The sequence below is a fragment of the Micromonospora sp. NPDC002575 genome, from assembly GCF_042889525.1.
Lineage (GTDB): Bacteria > Actinomycetota > Actinomycetes > Mycobacteriales > Micromonosporaceae > Micromonospora > Micromonospora carbonacea.
In genome coordinates this window covers 135,739-156,628 of the sequence record NZ_JBIARA010000014.1, presented here as the reverse complement: position 1 = coordinate 156,628, position 20,890 = coordinate 135,739, and the positions used below count along the sequence as shown (strand labels likewise).

Sequence of the window (20,890 nt, the reverse complement as noted above, 5' to 3'; positions counted from 1 at the left end):
CCACCCCGGTCCGTCGTCCGAGCAGCGTGCCGGCTGCCCGTCGCCGATGCGTCCACCGTCGCAGCCCTGCGGCAGGACGGCAACGGGGGCGGCGCGCCGGTAGCTGGGGCAGTGGCCGTCAGCCGGCCAGATGGTGAGGTTCTTGATGGTGGTGGTTGATCAGGTCAGGGTCGGCCGGCTCCCGGCTGAGAGCGCCTCTCCGGCGGCGGGCGTTGCGCTGGCGGCCATCCCGCGGTGCCGTCAAGGACACCGCCCACGGCCCAGCGCCGGTCGGCGTCAGCCGTCCATACCCGTGCTCGATGTCCCGCTGTGCTACGCCGGGGTGGAGTTGCAGACGTCCACCGGTCTGGTCCGGCTGCACGCCGAGTCGAGCGCGGTCATACTCAGCGGCCAGCAGGTCGCCGTGCTGGCCGTCCTGATCACGGCGCGGGGAACACCCCTGGGCCGGGAGGCGATCTGGGCCGCCATGCCGCGCGGGTACCGGCCGCCAACGGCTGCCCAGATCGGCGTGGTGATCGCCAACATCCGTAAGAAGATCGGCGGCGCCCGCATTCTCACCGGGGCGGACGGCTGGTGGATGCGGGACCCGGTCGCGCCGCAACCGCTCGCCGGCACCGACGTGCTGTCGTTCGGCAGCCTGCGCCTCGACGTCGAGCATCGGTACGTCCTCGACGGGCCGGCTCGGCTCATCCGGCTCGGCCCGCAGGGGTTCGCCGTGCTGCGGGTGCTCGTCGAGGCGCGGGGAGCGCCGCGCGGCAGGAGGTGGATCTGGTCGTCGTTGCCACCGCATGACCGGCCCGCCACGATCGCCGCGGTGGGCGCCGTGATCCATCAGCTTCGGGACCACCTCGGGCGTGACCGGATCGTCACAGGTGCAGGTGGTTGGCGGCTGGCTGGCCCGGCGAAGCCTCGTCCGCGTACGGCGGAGTGGACCGGCGCCTGAGTCCAGCCGCCAGGGTCCGGCGCAGCTCCCGGCGGCGAGCCACGCCGCAGCGGCTTCGGCCGCGCCGGTGCGGTGCGAGTCTGCCGGGCGGGGGCGAGCCGAACGGCTCGCCCCCGCCAACCTGCTGCCTACTTCGCCTTCGGCGAGGCGTAGCCGACAATGCTGGTGTTCGACGGGTACCACTTCACGTGGGTGACGCCATCGGATTGGTTCCCGCCGACAACGTAGAAGTAGCCCTTGGCCACGGTGTCTGCGTAGTACGAGGTGACGATGGCAACGTGATCCGTCTCGCCGCCGTTGTAGTTGAAGACCACAGCGTCGCCCTTGCGGGGGATGTAGCCGCTGGTCCTGGAGTGCCAGGTGCCGTTGTCGTTGCCATAGGTGATGAAACTCGATGAGTGCGGCGTGAGCTTCGAGTATTCGGCCGTGCCCCAGTAGAAGGCGTACTTCGCGAAGTCCGCGCACCAGGCCCGGGAACGCCAGCTCACCGGCATCGATTGCTTGACACCGCCGCTGTACATGGTGCCCGAGGTGGTTTTGGCGGGGCTGCAGGCGGCCGAAGCGTGGCTGGTCCTGCGGTCGTTGTCCGGGTCGGTCCAGAACCCGGTGTAGTAGTTGCAGTCTTCGTTGCCGGCCTCCGATCGGCGGACCGAAACCGTTGTGCTGGTGGAGGTGTACTGCTCCCAGGCGATGTTGCCCACGTCGATGCCGAGCTGGGTGTCACCGGCGGCGTGAGCCGTGCCCGTGCCGATGAACGTGACGGACGCCGCCGCGACTACGGCGACCAGCGCCGCACGAATTGCCTTTCTCATGGATGTCTCCTGTGTGAAGTGTCCAACGGGGGATGGTGGCCGGTTCAGAGCCAGTAGCCGCATGCGCGGTTGGCGTTGGCATCGCTGGTGCAGACCTTGAGGTAGACGCCGGCCTTGTGGTGGCCGTGCCGCTTCCCCGCCAGGGCTGTCCGAAGTCTTCGCTGCGTCGTTCTCATCAGTGGCCTTTCCGGAAGGTTGTTTGGATGCAGTCAAGGCTTGCCTGGTCGATCACGTCCGGCAATGGGTCGCTCCTGTCCGGGACAGGCGTAGCGCTGTCCGGGCTGGCCAGAGGCTTGTCCGGCCTGCCTGTCCGGGCGGTCCCGCCAGGCAGTTGATCTCGGCGGTCGTCTCGGGCAGCATGGAGTCCGATGGATGCGGAGAGTGTTCGGCCGGACGGTGCTCGCGATAAGGCTGAGTTCGTGCAGCTCATGCGGCTGATGAAAGACCGGTCCCGGTACACGTTCCGGCAGCTCGAGCAACGGGCGGCGAGCCGTGGCGAGGTTCTGGCCCGCAGCACCGCAGCTGACATGCTGGTTGGGCGTAGCCTGCCTCGCGCGGAGTTGCTGGCGGCATTCGTCCGGGCGTGCACAGACGACGAGGCCCAGGTCGCCGCCTGGTTGGCCACCCTCAATCGGTTGGCCCACGAGACCGACGCGGCAGACGGGAAGGAGTCGGCGCCCAGGCAGTCGGCTCATGCCACCGGTCAGGGCGCCCCGGAGAAGCCGCGCGAGGTCATCTGGCGCACTTTGGTCAGGGTCGCCGCAGGTGTGACCGCGGCGGCGCTGCTCGCGGTGGGTGGTTGGCTGCTGGTCCGCGACACCGGAAGGTCGCCGGGCACCCCGGAGGCTGGCCCGGCGCCCAAGAGCCCGCTGGAACTGCCCGCGGGTGGCAGTGTCGTGCGCATCCACCCCGCGCGGACACCGGCGCTCTGCGTGACCGAGGGGCGGGAGCGCTCCGGACGATACGACTCGGCCGTCGCGGTGCAACGATCGTGCGAGGACGCCGAGCCGCCCAGGACGCTGCTCGTGCCGGTCGACGGGGACCGCTTTCAGATCAAGTGGAGCCACCCGCAGCATGGAGTGGGTTGCCTGACTGTGCTGACCAACGGCCCGGCCGGCGGCATGCTCGAACCCTGGGACGACTGCGCAGCCGGTGGGCCAGCCCAGGTGTTCCGGGTCGAGCCGGTCGCCGCTCCACTGGAGGGCTACCGGCTCCGCCCCGTGCACAGCGAACTCTGTCTCGGCATTCGTGGCGACGAGACGGTCAGCGGTGTCGAACTCGTGCAGGAGCCGTGCACAGGCGAGGGCGACCAGACGTTCCGCGTTGACGTCGTGGCGTCCGCCTCCTGAGCCGGCGGGTCTCGATCACGGTGCTACCCGCCGACGTCGTCCGCGTGCGTCTCCGCTCCAGCCGGACGACGACTACTGATTCGGGTGGTGCCGCGTGGCTCCGGGGGCTTGAAATCCTACTTGATTGATAGGAAAATCGGTCCATGCTGCTTGTTCGGCTGTTCACCTGCCGCCGGGTCGTCGACCTGATGCGGGTCGCCGCGCAGCTCTGTCGCGTGGCGATCCTTCCGGCCTGAGCGGGCGGTCCCTGTCTGTCTGCCTGCCTGTCGGTCGTCGCCCCGCCGGCTCGCGTCCGGCACCTGCGCACCCGTCACCGAGTGGCCGCACGTCAACGAGAGGGATCCGTCATGACCAGTGATCTCGCACCGTCCGCACCCGCCGACGCCGCACGATCCACCCGCGCGTTCGCCGAGGACTGGCAGGAGTGGCACCGCCGGCACGAGGAGGCGCGGGCGGACGGCCACGGCTTCCTCGCCGTGGCCGCACTGCACTGGCTCACCGGACAGCCGCAGCGGTTCCCCGGTGTGCCCGGTCAGTGGCGCACCGGGAAGGACGGGCCGGAGGTGACCCTCGCCGACGGCGAGGAGATCGTCGTCGACGGCCGGCGTGTCCGGCAGCGGCACGAGTTCGGGGCGATCGCCGAGCGCGCCGGCATCACCGTGGACATCGACGGTGGTGTCCTGGAGGTGGCCCGGCGGGGTGGGCGCGACATCCTTCGACCCCGATTCCCCGACCATCCGCTGCGGACGCGCTACCGGGGCACCGCCACCTACCCGCCCGACGAGCGGTGGGTGCTCGAGGGGCGGTTCGTGCCGTTCGATCGTCCCCGACCGACCACGGTGGGCGCTGCCGTGGAGGGCCTTCAGCACGTCTACGACGCGCCGGGCCGGATCGAGTTCAGCGTCGACGGGCTGCCGCTGAGCCTGACCGCGTTCAACGGTGCGGCGCCCGGCAGCCTGTCGGTGCTGTTCACCGACACCACCTCCGGCGTCACCACCTACGGGGCCAACCGGTCGCTGGCCGTCGGGGCGCCGGACGAGCAGGGCCGGGTGACGCTGGACTTCAACCGGGCCGTCAACCTGCCGTGTGCGTACACCGACTTCGCGACCTGCCCGCTGCCGCCGACGGAGAACCGGCTGCCGGTCGCCGTCGAGGCCGGCGAGAAGATCCCGTTCGAGCGGCTGGCGGCCGACCCCGCCGCCCGTTCCTAGCGCTCCGCGCCCCCACCCCCCGGGAGGAACGCCATGACCTCGTCCACCGACGACCCGACCGACGCCGACGCCGACGCGCTGCGCAGGTTGCTGCGCCACCAGGCCAGCACCGTCACGGTGGTCACCGCCCCCGGTGCGCCGCCGGTGGGCTTCACCGCGACATCGTTCACGTCGGTGTCGCTGACGCCGCCGATCGTCTCGTTCTGCCTGAACCTCGGCTCGTCCACGTGGCCGACGCTGGCGCAGGCGCGGCACGTGGCGGTGCACCTGCTCGCCCACGGCCAGCAGGATCTGGCCCGGACCTTCGCCACGAGCGGGATCGACCGCTTCGCCGCGCCGACCCGCTGGCGGCCCGGGCCGAACGGGCTGCCGATCCTCGACGGCACCCTGGCCTGGCTGGTGTGCCGGGTCGTCGACCGGGTGGTCGTCGGCGATCACGTGGTCGTGCTGGCCGAGCCGGAGCTGCTACGGCACGCCGACGTCGGCTCCCCGTTGCTCTACCACCGGGGTCGCTACGCCGGTCTCGCGGACGCTCCGGACGGCACGGCCCGTCGCGCCGCCGCCTGACCATCGAGCCGGCGTCTTCCGCCGGCCGTCGTCGACAGGGTCGTCGGCGTGGGCCGCCTGTCGGGAACCTCGCCAGGACTTCGGGGGGTGGTCGTCCAACCGGCTCGGCACGGGGGCGCGTACGTGTCCGGCGGGCCGGTCCCGGCCCGGTGCGGGTGCGGGTCGACCCGTCGGACGAATTCTCGCCGAATCCTATAGCCTTAGTAGGTGATGCGTCAACGAATCGGCGCTCCCACGTGCGATAGCCGACATCCATCGATCGATGTGTTGACACCGTCGAGCGCGCCGAGTGGACTCGGCTCATGTCCAGCGAGCTGCGGCTGACGATCCGCGGCCACATCGACTTCGGTCGGGTGTGGTCGAGTTCCTGTCTGGCCTGACCGGCGCCCCGCTTACCCGGCCCGCCGCATAGGCCCGCCGAGATGGGGCTCACTGCCGAGCCGACCGCCGAGCCAACAGCGCCGACACCGTGACCGACCCGCGCCCACCGCGCCGGGCCGGGTGTCGGCGTACCCGAACCGCCTGCCTGGACAGGAGACCTCGCCATGCCCGCCAGCCGTCTGCGAACCCTCGCCGCCGCCGCGCTCGCCCCGCTGCTCGCCGCCGTCGCCGGCTGCTCCACCGCCGCCACGCCGGCCGCCGAAGCCGCCGGCCAGCCCCGCTCCGGCGGGAGCCTCACCTGGGCCGTGGAGACCGAGCCGATCACCCTCAACCCGCACCAGTACGCCCAGGCCAAGGCCCGCCTGCTGGTCTGGAACACCTTCGAGTCCCTGCTCACCTACGACAGGCACGGCAAGCTGACGCCGTGGCTGGCCACCGGCTGGCAGACCGCCCCGGACGGGTTGTCGTACACGCTGACACTGCGCGACGGCGTCACCTTCACCGACGGCACGCCCCTGGACGCCGCAGCCGTGAAGGCGAACATCGACAAACTCCGCGAACCCGGGTACGCCCCCGCCGTCGCCGCCGTGCAACTGCGCAACCTCAAGGCCGTCGAGGTCGTCGACCCGCGCACCGTACGGCTCACCCTCACCAGACCTGACGTGCTCATCCTCGACTTCCTCGCCTCCCCGCAGGGCGCCCAGATCTCGCCGAAGTCGCTGCGTGAGGCGAAGAACCTCAAGGCCGGCGGCGTGGACGTCGTCGGCACCGGGCCGTTCGTGCTGGACCGCTACGTCGCCGGTCAGGAACTGCGCTACCGGCGCAACCCCGGCTACGACTGGGCGCCGCCCACCGCGACCCACACCGGCCCCGCCTACCTCGACGAGGTCACCTACCGCTTCCTGAAGGAGTCGGCGGTGCGCGTCGGCGCCCTCACGTCGGGCCAGGTACAGGTCGTCGAGGGGGTGCCCGCCACCGACCAGCCGCTGGTCACCGCCAACCGGGCGCTGCGCCTGACCCGGGAGCTCAACTCCGGCTCCGCCTACTCCTACTTCTTCAACACCTCCCACCCACCCTTCGACGACCTGCGGGTCCGCCAGGCGTTCCGCGAGGCCGTCGACGTGGACACCGTGCTGCGGTCGGTCTACCGGGACACCGCCACCCGCGCCCGGAGCGTGATCAGCCCGTCCAGCCCGCTCTACGACAAGCGGCTCGACGGCAGCGCGTACAGCGGCGACACGGCCAAGGCGAACGCCCTGCTCGACCAGGCCGGCTGGACCGCCCGGGACGCCGACGGCTACCGGGTGAAGGCCGGCAGGCGACTCACCGTACGGCTCGTGCAGTCCGCGCCCTTCGTCCGCGACCGTCGCGACGTGCTCGCCCAGGCCGTGCAGGCGGCCGTCAAGCAGAGCGCCGGCATCGACCTGAAGGTGTCGCTTGTCGACCAGGGCACCGCCACCGACGCGATCCAGCGCAACGAGTACGAGGTCTTCGACAACTCGCGGGCCGACACCGACGCCGGCGCCGCGCTGAACCTGCTGCTGCACTCGCAGGGCGGCATCAACCGCACCCAGGTCAACGATCCCCGGATCGACCAGCTCCTGGAGGCCGGTCAGGCCGCCGCGGACCCGACGAAGCGCGCGGAGATCTACGCCGACCTCCAGCAACGGGTCGTCGTCGAGCAGGCCCTGTTGCTGCCGTTGTACGCGCCGGCCGACCAGATCGCCGCCAGCACCGGCGTCGGCGGCGTGCGCTTCGAACCCACCGCCGGGGTGCCCGCCAGCGCGTACGACCTGTGGATCGGGAAGTGACATGAGCCGCCCACCCGTGCGTGCCGTGGCCCGCCGGCTCGGGGCCGGCCTGGTCGTCCTCTGGGTCGCGGCCACCGCCGCCTACCTGGCGGTGCTGGCCGCGCCCGGCGACACCGTGGACAACATCGTGGGCGACGGCGCGGACACCCCGCAGATCCGCGCCGAGATCATCGCCGACTGGGGCCTGGACCGGCCGGCCGTCGTGCAGTACCTCGACTACCTCGGGCGGTTGGGCGGCGGCGACCTGGGTCGCTCTTACCTCCTGCAACGACCCGTCACCGAGGTGATCGGGGAACAGCTCGCCCCCACCCTCACGCTCGCGGTCGCCGCCGCCGGGCTCGGGGTGCTGCTCGCCCTGGCCGTCGCGGTGGCCACCGCCGGGAACCGGCGACCGTGGCTGCGCCGGCTCAGCTCCGGCGCCGAACTGCTGCTGGTCTCCACCCCGTCGTTCCTGATCGGGCTCCTGCTGCTCAGCGTGCTGTCGTTCCGGTTCGGCCTCTTCCCGGTGTCGGGTGACCAGGGCATCGCCGCGTTGGTGCTGCCCGCCGTCACCCTCGCGCTGCCCATCGCCGGGCTGCTCGCCCAGGTGCTGCGCGACGGCATCGACAAGGCCCTCGACGAGCCGTTCGTGCTCACCGCACGGTCCCGGGGCGTACGGGAACGAACGGTGTTGGCGCGCCACGCCCTGCGGCACGCCTTCCTGCCGGCCATCAGCCTGGCCGGTTGGGTCTTCGGCATCGTCATCGGCGGAACCGTCATCGTCGAACAGGTCTTCGGCCGGCCCGGCCTCGGCCAGGTCACCCTCTCCGCGGTCACCACCCGGGACATGCCGGTGGTGCTGGCCGTGGTCACCCTCTCCGCCGCCGGCTACGTCGTGGTCAACACGACCGCCGACCTGGCGTACCTGCTGGTCGACCCGCGTCTGCGAAGGAGCTGACCCGATGACCGTCACCCTGGGCGCCCCGCCCACCGACGCGCCCGCCGGGATCCTCGTCGACCCGACCGGACCGGCCGTGCGCCGACGGTCCCGGCCGGGCCCCGGCCTGCTCGCCGCCAGGGCGTACCTCGTCCTGCTGGCCGTCGCCGCGGCCTGGCCGGCGGCGCTGGCCCCCGCCGATCCGCTCGCGGCCGATCCGCTCGCCGTGCTGCGCCCGCCCGGCCCCGGGCACTGGTTCGGGACCGACCACCTCGGCCGCGACGTCCTGACCCGGGTGGTGCACGGCGTCGGTCACTCGCTCACCATCGGTGTCGCCGCCACCGCGATCGCGGTGACCGGCGGGGTGCTGCTCGGCCTGCTCGCCGGCCTCACGCACCGGGTCGCCGACGAGGCGCTCAGCCGCACGTTCGACGCGCTGTCGGCATTCCCGATGCTGCTGCTGGCCCTGCTGTTCATCGCCATCGCGGGCCCGGGCACCGCCAGCCTGATCGTCGCCATCGGCATCGCCACCCTGCCGCACCACGCCCGGGTGGTCCGTGGTCAGACGCTCGTCGTCCGCCGCTCCGGCTTCGTCGAACAGGCCGTCACCTTCGGGCAGTCCCGGCCTCGGTTGGTGCTGCGGCACGTGCTGCCGAACGTGGTCGGCCCGGTGCCGGTGCTCGCCGTGATCGGGCTCGGCGAGGCGATCCTGGCCGCCGCCGGGCTCAGCTTCCTCGGCATGGGCCCCCAGCCGCCGTCCCCGGAGTGGGGCGCGATGCTCTCCGAGGGCCGCAACTACCTCCAGGTGGCCTGGTGGATCAGCATCCTGCCCGGCCTGGCCGTCACCGCCACCGTGGTCTCGCTGACCGTCGTCGGCCGGCACTGGCAGGCCCGCTTCGACGGGCGGGGACGCTGATGGCGTCGCTGGTCGCGGTCGAGGACCTGCACGTCGACTTCGACACCCCGACCGGCCGGGTGGCCGCGGTGCGCGGGATCAGCTTCACGGTCGAGCGTGGCGAGTGCGTGGCCGTCGTCGGGGAGTCCGGCTCCGGCAAGAGCGTCACCGCCCGTACCCTGGTCGGCCTCGCCGGCCCGGGCGCGCGGGTCCGGGCCGCCCGGCTCGACCTGGCCGGCGAGGACGTGCGGACGCACCGCCCACGGGACTGGCGGCGGGTCCGGGGCCGCCTCGCCGGGCTGGTCCTCCAGGACGCGCTGGTCTCCCTCGACCCGCTGCGGACGGTGGGCGCCGAGGTCGGCGAGGTGCTCACCGCCCACGGCATCGTCGGCCGCCGGGAACTGGCCGGCCGGGTCGCCCACCTGCTCGACCTGGTCCACCTGCCGGAGCCGCAGCGTCGGGCCCGACAGTATCCGCACCAGCTCTCCGGCGGCCTGCGGCAGCGCGCGCTGATCGCCTCGGCGATCGCCGGGGAACCGGCACTGCTCATCGCCGACGAGCCGACCACCGCGCTGGACGTCACCGTGCAGGCCCAGATCCTGCGGCTGCTCGCCGAACGGCGGGCCGCCGGGGTGAGCCTGCTGCTGATCAGCCACGACCTGGCGGTGGTCGCCCAGGTCGCCGACCGGGTGCTGGTCATGCGCGACGGTCGCATCGTCGAGCACGGGCCCACCGACCGGCTGCTGCGGGCCCCGGAACACCCGTACACCCGGCAGTTGCTGGCCGCGGTGCCGTCGGCGTCGTCGCGGGGCCGCCGGCTGGCGGCGACGACCCCGGCCGGGGCCGCCCGGGCGGCCCTGCCCACCCGCGGCGAGGTCCGTCCCGACGACCGGGTGCTCGACGCGCGCGGGCTCACCAAGAGGTACGGCGAGCACACCGTCGTCCGCGACGTCTCCTTCTCTGTCGGGCGGGGCGAGACGCTCGGGCTGGTGGGGGAGTCGGGCTCCGGCAAGAGCACCGTGGCGCGGATCGTCGCCGGCCTGCTCGACCCCGACGCCGGCGCCGTCACCTTCGAGGGGACGCCGTGGTCCGCCGCCCGGGAACGGACTCGTCGCCCGATGCGCCGCCGGCTGCAGCTGATCTCGCAGGACCCGCTCAGCTCCTTCGACCCCCGCTACACGGTGGGCCAGGTGATCGGGGAGAACCTCGACCCCGACACCGACCGGCGGGACCGGCGCGCCCACGTCGTCGACCTGCTGGGCCGGGTCGGCCTCGCGCCGGACCTGCTGGACCGGCGTCCCCGACAGCTCTCCGGCGGGCAACGGCAGCGGGTCGCCATCGCCCGCGCGATCGCCCCCCGACCGAGCCTGATCATCTGCGACGAGCCGGTCTCCGCCCTCGACGTCTCCGTCCAGGCGCAGGTCCTGGACCTGCTGGCCGAGCTACGCGCCGCCGACGGCACCGCGCTGCTGTTCATCTCGCACGATCTGGGCGTGGTGCACCACCTCAGCGACCGGGTGCTGGTGATGCACGACGGCACGGTGGTCGAGCAGGGACCGGTCGGCGACGTCTTCACCTACCCCCGACACGACTACACCCGATCCCTGCTCGACGCGCTGCCCACGCTCGTCGCCGCCGGCCGACCGCAGGAGGAACGCCCATGACCGAGAAGACCCTGCACCTGGCAGTCGCCCTCGACGGCCTCGGTTGGCACCCGGCCGCCTGGCGGCTCTCCCGGGCCGGCGCGTCGGCGCCGCTGACCGCCCGCTACTGGGCTGCCCTCGCCGGAGAGGCCGAGCGCGCCACCCTGGACCTGCTCACCTTCGAGGACAGCCTCGACCTCCAGTCGACGCGACCCGACGGCCCCGACGGCCGGGTCGACCAGCTCCGCGGACGCCTCGACGCGGTGCAGATCGCGGCCCGGTTGGCCCCGCTGACCCGGCACATCGGGCTGGTGCCGACCATCAGCACCACCCACACCGAACCGTTCCACCTCGCCACGGGGGTGGCCACGCTCGACCACCTCAGCGGCGGCCGGGCCGGCTGGCGGCCCCGGGTCTCCGCCCGGCGAGCCGAGGCCGGTCACTTCGGTCGCCGGGAGATCCCCGCGCTGGATCCGACCCGGCTCGACGACCAGGAGGCCGTCCGCCTCGTCGGTGACCTCTTCGCGGAGGCCGGCGACGCGGTGGAGGTGGTCCGCCGGCTGTGGGACAGCTGGCAGGACGACGCCGAGATCCGGGACGTCGCCAGCGGGCGCTTCGTCGACCGGGAACGGCTGCACTACGTCGACTTCGTGGGTCGGTGGTTCTCCGTCAAGGGCCCCTCCATCGTGCCCCGCTCCCCGCAGGGCCAGCCGGTGGTGGCCGCGCTGGCCCACTCGTCGGTGCCGTACGCCTTCGCCGCCCGGCACGCCGACGTCGTCTTCGTCACCCCGACCGACGCCGCGCACGCCGCCGCGATCGTCGCCGAGGTCCGGGCCGCCGAGGCGGCCGTCGGCCGGACCGGACCCCCGCTGCGCGTGCTCGCCGACCTGGGCGTCCTGCTCGACGAGTCGCCGAGCCTCGCCCGCAGGCGCGGCGCCCGCCTCGACGAGCTGCACGGCCAGGAGTTCCGCTCGGATGCGGCCACCTTCACCGGAACGGCGGCCGACCTGGCGGACCTGCTCGCCACCTGGCAGCGCTCGGGTGTGGACGGTTTCCGGTTGCGACCCGCCGTGCTTCCCCACGACCTGGCCCTGATCACCCGCGCGCTGGTGCCCGCGCTGCGCGGCCGGGGTCTGTTCCGCGTCGGATATCCCGGCGGGACGCTGCGTGACCTGCTCGGCCTGCCCCGACCGGCCAGCCGGTACGCCGTCGCGGCGACCGCCTGATCCCTGGAGACCGTCATGCCCAAGCAGATCATCCTGGCCGCGCACTTCCCCGGCGTGAACAACACGACCGTGTGGAGCGACCCCGACTCCGGCAGCCAGATCGACTTCTCCTCGTTCGTCCACCTGGCCCGCACCGCCGAGCGCGGCAAGTTCGACTTCTTCTTCCTCGCCGAGGGGCTGCGTCTGCGCGAGCAGCGCGGTCGCATCCACGACCTGGACGTGGTGGGCCGCCCGGACACGTTGACCCTGCTGGCCGCCCTCGCGAGCGTCACCAGCCACCTCGGGCTGGCCGGCACCCTGAACACCACCTTCCGCGAGCCGTACGAGCTGGCCCGTCAGCTGGCCAGCCTCGACCACCTCTCCGGTGGTCGCGCCGCCTGGAACGTCGTGACCACGTCCGACGCGTTCACCGGTGAGAACTTCCGCCGGGGCGGCTACCTCGACCGCTCCCTGCGTTACGAGCGGGCCGCCGAGTTCGTCCGCACCGCCCGGGAGTTGTGGGAGTCCTGGCCGGCAGAGGCGATCGTGGGAGACCGCGACGGCGGACGGTACGTGACGGAGCCGGACCCCGGCGCGTTCGCCCACCACGGCGACCAGTTCGACATCGCCGGGCACTTCACCGTGCCGCGCAGCCCGCAGGTGCACCCGGTGATCCTCCAGGCCGGCGACTCGCCCGACGGACGCGAGTTCGCCGCGTCCAGCGCCGACGCGATCTTCTCCCGGCACGGCACGCTGGAGGACGGCCAGGAGTTCTACCGCGACGTGAAGTCCCGGCTCGCCCGACACGGCCGCCACCCCGACGACCTGAAGATCATTCCTGGGGTCACCTTCGTGCTCGGCGACACCGACGCCGAGGCGCAGGAACGCGCCCACCACATCCGCCGCCAGCAGGTCAGCCCGCAGACCGCGATCCTCCTGCTGGAGCAGCTGTGGAACCGGGACCTGTCCGCGTACGACCCGGACGGGCCGCTGCCCGCCGAGGACCCGGACGTGAGCGGCGAGGCGATCAGCCGAGGCCGGGCCGGCATGTACCCGGACCCGGTCGGCACCGCCCGCCGGTGGCGCGCCCTGGCCGAGGAGAAGGGCCTCGGCATCCGCGACCTGATCATCGAGGTGACCGGCCGGCAGTCCTTCGTCGGCACCCCCCGGCAGGTCGCCGACCGGATGGACCACTTCGTCCAGTCCGACGCCGCCGACGGGTTCATCCTCGTGCCGCACCTGACCCCCGGCGGCCTCGACCAGTTCGTCGACCAGGTCGTCCCGCTGTTGCAGGAACGCGGCGTCTTCCGCACCGAGTACACCGGCACCACCCTGCGCGACCACCTCGGCCTCGGCCCCGCCCGACCGGTCGGCCGCGTCGGTGCGGCGTGACCACGCCCGTCACGGTCTGCCGCCGACGCTGGGACGACCCGGACGCCACGGCCCTGCGGGCGGGAATGACCACCGAACTGCGCCACCGGTACGCCGACCGCCCCGACGACCCGATCCACCTCCCCACGGCCCAGGTGCTCCCCACCACGTCGGTGGCGTGGACCGGCGTGGCGTACACGGCCGACGCCACGCCGGTGGGGCACGCCGCCATGCGGTGGCACGGTCCCGACCTGGAGCTCAAGCGGATGTACGTGCCGCCCGCCCACCGGGGGCGCGGCATCGCCGGGAGTCTGCTCGACGCGGCCCGGGAAGCCGCCGGCCAGCTCGGCGCGGTCCGCATCGTGCTACAGACCGGCGACCGCCAACCCGACGCGATCCGCCGGTACGAGCAGGCGGGTTACCGGCCGATCCCGGTCTTTGCCCCGTACGACGCCCTGCCCTACTCGCGCTGCTTCGCCCTGGCGGTGCGCCGCCCATGACCCCCGTGCCGGAAGTGACGGACCCCGCATGAAGTTCCTGCTGATCACCCTGATCACCCACCTGCCCGACCCGGTCACCGGTCAGCGCCGCACCACCACCGAGCGGTTCCGGGAGGTGGTCGACACGGCTGTCCTCGCCGAGGAGCTCGGCTTCGACGGGTACGGCGTCGGCGAGCGGCACGAACGGCCGTTCATCTCCTCGTCGCCTCCGGTGGTGCTGAGCCACATCGCGGCCCGTACCTCCACCATCCGGCTCTTCACCGCCGTCACCACGCTCAGCCTGCTCGACCCGGTCCGCGCGTACGAGGACTACGCCACCCTCGACCACCTCTCCGGCGGCCGGCTCGAACTGATCATCGGCAAGGGGAACGGCGCCGCGCAGGCCCAACTGTTCCACGTCACGGCCGAGGACCAGTGGGACCGGAACCGGGAGGGCTACGAGCTGTTCCGCCGGCTCTGGCGGGAGGACCGGGTCACCTGGTCGGGGACGTACCGGCCGTCGCTGACCGAGGCCGAGACCTGGCCGCGCCCGCTGCAACAGCCCATCCGCGTCTGGCACGGCAGCGCCACCAGCCGGGAGTCGGTCGACCTGGCCGCCCGCTACGGCGACCCGATCTTCTCCGCCAACGTCACCAACCCCATCGAGCCGTACGCCGAGCTCATCCGCCACTACCGGGAACGCTGGGCCCACTACGGCCACGACCCGGCCGCCGCCCTGGTCGGCGCCGGGTCGGCCGGCTTCTACGTGACGCGCGCCTCCCAGGAGGCGGTCGAGCGGTACCGGCCGATCTTCGACGCCCGGGTCGCCGCGTTCCAGCGGCTCGGCCTGCCGACGGTCTTTCCCACCCTCGAGGACGCCATCGAACGCAGCTCCATCCTGGTCGGCAGCCCGCAGCAGATCGTCGACAAGGTGCTGCGCTACCACGAGGAGTTCGGCCACGAGGTCATGCACCTGCAGGCCGACCACGACGGGCTGACCGACAAGCAGCACCGAGAGAGCCTGGAGCTGTTCCAGGCCGAGGTGGCGCCGGTGCTGCGGCGGGAGATCCCCAGCCGCCCCTTCGCGCCGGCGGTGACCGCCACGCCGGCGGCCTGAGAAGAGAGCGGGAAACCACCATGCCATCGACGCCACTGTCCGTCCTCGACCTGTCGCCGGTGCCCGCCGGCGGCGCCGTCGCCGACGCCCTACGCAACACCGTCGACCTGGCCCGCCGGGTCGAGCAGTCCGGCTACCACCGTTACTGGCTGGCCGAACACCACCTCGCGGCGGGCGTCGCCAGCTCGGCGCCCGCGGTGCTCGTCGGACAGGTCGCCGCGGCCACCAGCGTGCTCCGCGTCGGCTCCGGCGCCGTCCAGCTCGGTCACCGCACCGCCCTGTCGGTGGTCGAGGAGTTCGGCACCCTCGCCGAGCTGCACCCCGGGCGGATCGACCTCGGGCTCGGCCGTTCCGGGCAACGCCGCGTCCAGGCGGCCCAGGCACCCACCGCGGTCACGAACGTGCCGCCCGTCGAGGCCCGGGTCGTCGACGGACTGCTGATCCCGCCGGCGTTCTCCTACGCCAGCGTGCTCGCCTCGCCGCGCTTCGCGCAGGCCGACGCGCTGCTGCACCAACCGGGCGCGCAGCCGCCGGCCTTCGCCGACCAGGTGGCCGACGTCCTGGCCCTGTTGCGCGGCGACTACACCGACGAGAACGGCCTGGACGCGCACGCCGTGCCGGGGGAGGGCGTCGACCTCGCGGTGTGGCTGCTGGGCAGCAGCGGCGGCGAGAGCGCCCAGCTCGCCGGCGCGCTCGGCCTGCCCTTCGCCGCGAACTACCACGTGAGCCCGTCCTCGGTGCTCGACGCCGTGGCCGCCTACCGGGCCGCGTTCCGGCCCTCGGCGGCACTGGCCCAGCCGTACGTGGTGGTCTCCGCCGACGTCGTCGTCGCCGACACCGACGAGACGGCACGTCGGCTCGCCGCGCCGTACGGGCCCTGGGTGCGCAGCATCCGCAGCGGTGACGGCGCGATCCCGTTTCCACGCCCGGAGCAGGCCGCCGCGCTGCCGTGGACCGACGAGGACCGCGAACTCGTCGCCGACCGGGTGGACACCCAGTTCGTCGGATCGCCCGGCACGGTCGTCGAGCGGCTGCGCGTCCTGCGGGACGTCACCGCCGCCGACGAGCTGCTGATCACCACGATCACCCACGCGCACGGCGACCGGGTCGGCTCGTACGAGCTGCTCGCCAAGGAGTGGCGGGACTGACGACGCCTGCCTCCCGGTCGACGCGCCGGTGGGGATCGTCAGCCACCCGAGGAGCGCGGCTGGTCCTGCGGTCCGCGGGGGACGTCCCCGCGCAGGGTGATGCGATGCATGACCCGCCGCTCGGTTCCGTAGTCGCGGTTGGCGTAGTGGGCGGTGCTGCGGTTGTCCCAGAGCGCCACGTCGCCGGGGCGCCAGCGGTGTCGCACGACGTGTTCCGGCTTGGTGAGGTGGGCGTAGAGCAGGTCCAGGATGGCCCGGCTCTCGGCGTCGGAGACCCCGACGATGTGCGAGGTGAAGCCCGGGTTCACGAAGATTCCCCTACGGCCGCTCTCGGGATGTACCCGGACCACCGGGTGCTCGACCGGGTCGAGCCGGGACACCGGCTGGCCCTCCCACACGTTGCCCCCGCGTTGGGCCAGGTAGTAGCCGAACTCGCGGCTACCGTCGTGGATGGCGGTGAGCTGGTCGACAAGTCGTCGTACGGGCTCGCTGAGCGAGTCGTACGCCAGTTGCGCGTCGGCCCAGTTGGTGTCTCCGCCGGTCGGTGGGAGGGTGACCGGGCGCAGGATCGAGCCGAGCGGCGGCCGCTTCATGAACGTGACGTCGGTGTGCCACACGTCGGCGAAGCCATTGTCGGTGCTGTCGAGGGCGTACACCTCCGGGTGGGCCTCGTCGACGCCGCCGACGACCGGATGCGAGGCGGTCAGCTCGCCGATCCTGCGCCCCAGGCGCACCTGGGCGTCGTCGTCGAGGCGCTGGTCGCGGAGGAAGAGCACCTTGCGGTCGACCAGGGCGGCGCGGAGGGCGACGATCTCGTCGTCGGTGGCGGTGGCCAGGTTCAGCCCGTGCACCAGGGCGCCGAAGTGCGGCCCCAGCGGTTCGAGGTCGAGCTGCACGAGCACGGCGGTCATGTGGATGCTCCTTCGCTTCGGACGGCGTGCCCGATCTCGGCTCGCAGCGCGGCGTACTCGGGCAGGCCCCGCAGGTCGTCCGGCGTAACGCCGGTGCGGGGCAGGTCGATGGGCAGGTCCAGGACGATCCGGCCGGGGCGCGGGCTGAGCACCACGACCCGGCTGCCCAGGAAGACGGCCTCGTCCACGCTGTGGGTGACGAACACCGAGGTCCGGCCGGTCACGGTGCTGACCGCGCGCAGGTCCTCCTGGAGGCGCTCCCGGGTGAGCGCGTCGAGCGCGGCGAACGGCTCGTCGAGCAGCAGCAGTGGGCGGTCGGCGGCGAGGGCGCGGGCGATGGCGACTCGCTGCTGCTGGCCGCCGGATATCTGCCAGGTGCGGCGCTCGGCCACGTCGGGCAGGCCGACCCGGGCGAGCAGCCGGTCGACACCGGCGGTGGGCTGTCCGGCGTAGCGCAGGGCCACCTCGATGTTGCCGCCGACGGTCAGCCACGGGAACAGGCGGGGCTGCTGGAAGACCAGGCCGGCGCCGCGCCCTGGGACCGGCGGCAGACCGGCGGCCAGGACCGTGCCGGTGGTGGGCCGCTCGAAACCGGCGATCAGCCGCAGCAGGGTGCTCTTGCCGCAGCCGGAGGCGCCGACCAGGACGAGGAACTCACCCGTCGGCACGGTCAGGTCGATCGGACCGAGGGCGACGACGTCGCCGTACGCGTGCTCGACGTCGTCGACGGCGATCGCGGCCGGCCCGGCGGGGTCAGCCGAGGACATCCGGCAGCCCTTCGGTGTAGATGGCGGCCTGTACGGTCGCCAGGTCCGGCACGGCGTCGATCTTCTGCTGGTCCTTGAGGAACTGTGCCGCGCTGACGAGGTTGTCGGCGAGCTGGCCCTTGGCTGCCGAGGTACCGAGCCAGGCGGGGCTGGCCAGGTCCGCGGGCTTGAGGAAGACACCCTGCGAGAGCTGCCGCTGCGCTTCCTCCGGCGCGAGGTTGAGCTCGACGCCCACCGACTTCGCGGCTGCGGCCGGGTCGTTGTGGATCAGGTTCAGTGCCTGCGACTGAGCCTTGCGCCAGGCGTCCACGGCCGCCGGGTGCGCCTTGACGAAGTCGGTGGCGACGACACCGAGGTCCAGGGTGGGCTTGCCGGCGGCGGCCAGTTCGCGACTGGTGACCAGCACGGTGCCGGTCTTCCTGAGTTCGTCGAGCGACGGCAGCCAGGAGTAGGCGGCGTCCAGGTCGCCGCGGGTCCAGGCGGCCTGGATGTCCTGCGGCTCCAGGTCGACGATGGTGACCTCGGACTCCTTGACTCCGGCGCGGTCCAGCGCGGCCAGCAGGCTGTAGTGGGCGGTGGAGGCGAACGGGGTCGCCACCTTCCTGCCGCGCAGGCCGCTCACGTCGGTGACCCCGGAGCCGTTGCGGGCGACAAGCGCCTCGTTGTCGCCGGCGACGTCGAGCACGAAGGCGACCTGGTAGGGGATGTTCAAGGGTGCGGAGAGTCCGCGAGCGACCGGACTGGATCCGATCGCCGCGATGTCGACGCTACCGGCGACGAACGCGGTGTTGATGCTGGCGCCGGAGTCGAACTTGGTCCAGGTGATCTGGTAGTCGGGCAGGGCCTTCTCCAGCAGGCCCTGGTTCTTGACGATGAGGTCGCCGCTCGGGAACGCCTGGTAGGCGATCCGGATGCTCTTGCGGCCCGGGTCGCCGCCGCCGCTGGCGGCGCCATCCCCGCAGGCGGTGGGCAGCAGCAGGGTGGCGGCGGCCAGTAGGCCCAGAATCTTGCGCATGTGTCGTTCTCCTATATGTGGCCGCGCCACGGGATCAGCCGGCTCTCGGCGGTCCGCAGCAGGGCGTCGATGAGCAGGCCCGACAGGCCGATGGCGAAGAGACCGAGGACGACCACGTCGGTCTGTGAGTAGCGCTGGGCGTCGCGGATCATGCCGCCGATGCCGGGTACGCCGTTGATCGTCTCCGCGGCGACCACCGAGGAGTACGCGACCCCGACGGCGATCCGGATCCCGGTGAAGATCTCCGGTAGCGCGTTGGGCAGCACCACGTCGCGGATCACCCGTGCGCGGCTGGCGCCCAGCGCCTGCGCGGCCTCCACCAGACCGGTCGGCGCGGAGTGCACGGCCGCCGCGGTGGCGACCGCGACCGGGGGCAGCGCGGCGATGGAGAGCAGCCAGAGCTTGGGTGTCTCGTCGATGCCGAACCAGATGATGAAGAGGCTGAAGTAGGCCAGGGGTGGGAGCGCCCGGATGAAGGTGACGACCGGTTCGACGACCACCCGGATCCAGCCGACCGTTCCCATGACGACGCCGAGGAGCACTCCGCCAGCGACACCGATGACGGATCCGATCAGGATGCGGCGCAGGCTCACCCCGAGGTGCTCGACGAGCAGACGCCCGCTGTAGCCGCGGCTGCCGTCGTGGGTGGTCGAGGTCTGGATGAGCTGGTGCCACACCGCGCCGGGCGAGGGGATGAAGGTGGGGTTGCTGGTGGCTCGGGCGGCGATCTCCCACAGCGCGTAGAGCACGCCGAGGGCGAGCAGCCGCAGCAGGATCCGGCGGCGGCGTCCGCCGTGCGACGCCAGTGCGTCAGGGGCCGCCGCTGACGTGCCGATCGAGGTTTCCGCGGCAGGTGGCGCGGGGACCGTGGTTGTCACCCACTTTTCCTATCGTGTAGCTAGGAAATGAGCAAGGGGGAGATCGAGGGGTGGGAGGGCGGCTCGACGTCGTTTTGAAGCATCGAAGCCCTTGAATCATGCCCGACGTATGCATACCGTGGGTGACAGCGACGTTGCCGACGGTGCGGGGGCGGAATCGGGTGCGACGAGAATCAGGGCCGGTGGGACCAGCACGATCTCGCTGCCGGCGGCCGACCGTGACCGGTTCTCCAACCTGGACGCCCTCGACGTCACGTCCTCCATGAGTCCGCACCTCGCGTTCGATCACGGTCTGCATTGGTGCCCCGGCCGGCAAGCGGCGCGTCGGGAGACGAGCACGCACGGCGTGCACCGATCCGCCCGCCCATGATCGCTGAATCGAAGGAGACACGGTGCGTACGTCCGATGTGTATCTCAACGGGCTCGGAGTGTTCCTGCCGCAGACGGTGACCGTCGAACAGGCCGTGCAACGGGGCCTGTACCCGCAGGCCGAGATCGAGGCGCACAATCTGGGCGGCGCCGCGGTCGCGGGCATGATCTCGGCCCCGGAGATGGCGCTCGCCGCGGCCCAGGAGGCGTTCAAGCGCTGCGGCCAGCGGCCGGAGGAGACCGATCTCATCCTGTACGCGGACTCCTGGCACCAGGGCCCCGACGGCTGGCAGCCGCAGTTCTTCGTCCAGCGCAACCTCGGCTGCGACAAGGCCCTCGGGATCGAGATCCGGCAGGGCTGCAACGGCATGTTCGGGGCGCTGGAGATGGCAGCCAGCTACCTGCGTGCCGTCCCCGAACGGCAAACCGCCCTGCTCGTCGCGTCCGACAACTTCGGCACCCCGCTGATCGACCGGTGGCGCACGGGTGCGGGCTTCGTCCTCGGCGACGCCGCCTGCGCGGTGCTGCTCGGCAAGGAACCCGGTTTCGCCCAGTTGCTCTCGGTGTGCTCGGCGACCGTCCCCGAGGCGGAGGAGGTGCACCGCAGCGGCGAAGCGCTGTTCCCGCCCGGTTGCCTCGTCGGCCGGGACCTCGACTTCGCCGCCCGTGGCGACTCCTTCAACGCGAAGGCCATGGCCGAGACGGGGAGCACCGCGGTGTGGGACCGCGTGTACCAGACGGTCCCCGAGGTCGTCGGGCGGAACCTCGCCGAGGCGGGCATCACGATCGACGACGTCACCCGTATCGCCATCATGAACTTCTCCCGGGAGATCATCGAGCACCGTTACCTCGCGATGCTCGGGCTGCCCCTGTCCCGGTCGACGTGGGACTTCGGTCGCACCGTCGGGCACATCGGCGCCAGTGACCAGATCGTCTCCCTGGACCACCTGCTGAACGTGGGGGAACTCGGCGCGGGGGACCACGTGCTGCTGTTCGGCCTCGGGCCCGGAATGACCGCGTCCAGCGCGGTCATCAAGATCCTGCACCGCCCGTCCTGGCTCGGCTGAGCCGGTACCCGCCCCTGTTGGTCAGCTCGGCGCGC

19 protein-coding genes are annotated in these 20,890 nt (G+C 72.4%); 14 read left to right on the top strand and 5 right to left on the bottom strand.

Annotated elements, in window-relative coordinates; all coding sequences use genetic code 11:
* The first annotated feature begins 292 nt into the window (after positions 1-292).
* The gene (locus ACFYWL_RS21450; protein WP_386975301.1) at positions 293-943 is read left to right on the top strand and encodes a hypothetical protein; all 651 of its coding nucleotides are present in this window, start codon (positions 293-295) and stop codon (positions 941-943) included.
* Positions 944-1,071: 128 nt separating this feature from the next.
* Here ACFYWL_RS21450 and ACFYWL_RS21445 read toward each other — a convergent pair whose 3' ends face one another.
* Complete coding sequence (locus ACFYWL_RS21445) at positions 1,072-1,755, bottom strand: CHAP domain-containing protein (protein WP_386975299.1); 684 nt, start codon at positions 1,753-1,755, stop codon at positions 1,072-1,074.
* A 368-nt stretch (positions 1,756-2,123) separates the two neighbouring features.
* Here ACFYWL_RS21445 and ACFYWL_RS21440 point away from each other — a divergent pair, with 368 nt between their 5' ends.
* The 12 genes from ACFYWL_RS21440 to ACFYWL_RS21385 all read left to right on the top strand — a co-directional run bounded on the left by ACFYWL_RS21440 (position 2,124) and on the right by ACFYWL_RS21385 (position 15,848).
* On the top strand, positions 2,124-3,104 hold the full coding sequence (locus ACFYWL_RS21440) for an RICIN domain-containing protein (protein ID WP_386975297.1): 981 nt from the start codon (positions 2,124-2,126) through the stop codon (positions 3,102-3,104).
* Positions 3,105-3,451: 347 nt separating this feature from the next.
* On the top strand, positions 3,452-4,315 hold the full coding sequence (locus ACFYWL_RS21435; RefSeq protein ID WP_386975295.1) for a DUF1684 domain-containing protein: 864 nt from the start codon (positions 3,452-3,454) through the stop codon (positions 4,313-4,315).
* Between the two features lie 33 nt (positions 4,316-4,348).
* Positions 4,349-4,882 (top strand): flavin reductase family protein, encoded by a 534-nt coding sequence (locus ACFYWL_RS21430; RefSeq protein WP_386975293.1) that lies wholly within the window; start codon positions 4,349-4,351, stop codon positions 4,880-4,882.
* Between the two features lie 545 nt (positions 4,883-5,427).
* Positions 5,428-7,074 (top strand): ABC transporter substrate-binding protein, encoded by a 1,647-nt coding sequence (locus ACFYWL_RS21425; protein WP_386975291.1) that lies wholly within the window; start codon positions 5,428-5,430, stop codon positions 7,072-7,074.
* A gap of 1 nt (position 7,075) precedes the next feature.
* Positions 7,076-8,011: an ABC transporter permease gene (locus tag ACFYWL_RS21420; protein ID WP_386975289.1), complete on the top strand. Its 936-nt coding sequence runs from the start codon at positions 7,076-7,078 to the stop codon at positions 8,009-8,011.
* A 4-nt stretch (positions 8,012-8,015) separates the two neighbouring features.
* Entirely contained in the window at positions 8,016-8,906 is an 891-nt protein-coding gene (locus ACFYWL_RS21415; RefSeq protein ID WP_386975287.1) for an ABC transporter permease, read from the top strand.
* Entirely contained in the window at positions 8,906-10,549 is a 1,644-nt protein-coding gene (locus ACFYWL_RS21410) for a dipeptide ABC transporter ATP-binding protein (protein WP_386975285.1), read from the top strand. Before ACFYWL_RS21415 ends, ACFYWL_RS21410 begins: the two co-directional genes overlap by 1 nt.
* Complete coding sequence (locus ACFYWL_RS21405; RefSeq protein WP_386975283.1) at positions 10,546-11,754, top strand: LLM class flavin-dependent oxidoreductase; 1,209 nt, start codon at positions 10,546-10,548, stop codon at positions 11,752-11,754. Before ACFYWL_RS21410 ends, ACFYWL_RS21405 begins: the two co-directional genes overlap by 4 nt.
* Before the next feature lie 15 nt (positions 11,755-11,769).
* Complete coding sequence (locus ACFYWL_RS21400) at positions 11,770-13,125, top strand: NtaA/DmoA family FMN-dependent monooxygenase (RefSeq protein ID WP_386975281.1); 1,356 nt, start codon at positions 11,770-11,772, stop codon at positions 13,123-13,125.
* The gene (locus tag ACFYWL_RS21395) at positions 13,122-13,604 is read left to right on the top strand and encodes a GNAT family N-acetyltransferase (RefSeq protein ID WP_386975279.1); all 483 of its coding nucleotides are present in this window, start codon (positions 13,122-13,124) and stop codon (positions 13,602-13,604) included. The genes ACFYWL_RS21400 and ACFYWL_RS21395 overlap by 4 nt, the downstream gene beginning before the upstream one ends.
* A gap of 28 nt (positions 13,605-13,632) precedes the next feature.
* The gene (locus tag ACFYWL_RS21390) at positions 13,633-14,700 is read left to right on the top strand and encodes an LLM class flavin-dependent oxidoreductase (protein WP_386975277.1); all 1,068 of its coding nucleotides are present in this window, start codon (positions 13,633-13,635) and stop codon (positions 14,698-14,700) included.
* A 20-nt stretch (positions 14,701-14,720) separates the two neighbouring features.
* Positions 14,721-15,848: an LLM class flavin-dependent oxidoreductase gene (locus ACFYWL_RS21385; protein WP_386975275.1), complete on the top strand. Its 1,128-nt coding sequence runs from the start codon at positions 14,721-14,723 to the stop codon at positions 15,846-15,848.
* A gap of 38 nt (positions 15,849-15,886) precedes the next feature.
* Here the strand turns inward: ACFYWL_RS21385 and ACFYWL_RS21380 are convergent, their stop codons facing one another.
* The 4 genes from ACFYWL_RS21380 to ACFYWL_RS21365 are packed head-to-tail and all read right to left on the bottom strand — an operon-like array spanning position 15,887 to position 19,419.
* Positions 15,887-16,759 (bottom strand): TauD/TfdA dioxygenase family protein, encoded by an 873-nt coding sequence (locus ACFYWL_RS21380; RefSeq protein ID WP_386975273.1) that lies wholly within the window; start codon positions 16,757-16,759, stop codon positions 15,887-15,889.
* Positions 16,756-17,526, bottom strand: coding sequence for an ABC transporter ATP-binding protein (locus ACFYWL_RS21375; protein ID WP_386975271.1), 771 nt, complete (start codon positions 17,524-17,526; stop codon positions 16,756-16,758). Before ACFYWL_RS21375 ends, ACFYWL_RS21380 begins: the two co-directional genes overlap by 4 nt.
* Positions 17,513-18,541 (bottom strand): ABC transporter substrate-binding protein, encoded by a 1,029-nt coding sequence (locus tag ACFYWL_RS21370; protein WP_386975269.1) that lies wholly within the window; start codon positions 18,539-18,541, stop codon positions 17,513-17,515. The genes ACFYWL_RS21375 and ACFYWL_RS21370 overlap by 14 nt, the downstream gene beginning before the upstream one ends.
* A gap of 11 nt (positions 18,542-18,552) precedes the next feature.
* Positions 18,553-19,419, bottom strand: a complete 867-nt coding sequence (locus tag ACFYWL_RS21365; protein WP_386975267.1) for an ABC transporter permease — start codon at positions 19,417-19,419, stop codon at positions 18,553-18,555.
* A gap of 392 nt (positions 19,420-19,811) precedes the next feature.
* Between ACFYWL_RS21365 and ACFYWL_RS21360 the strand changes: the two genes are divergently transcribed.
* Complete coding sequence (locus ACFYWL_RS21360; RefSeq protein WP_386975265.1) at positions 19,812-20,855, top strand: ketoacyl-ACP synthase III family protein; 1,044 nt, start codon at positions 19,812-19,814, stop codon at positions 20,853-20,855.
* The last annotated feature ends 35 nt before the right edge of the window (positions 20,856-20,890 follow it).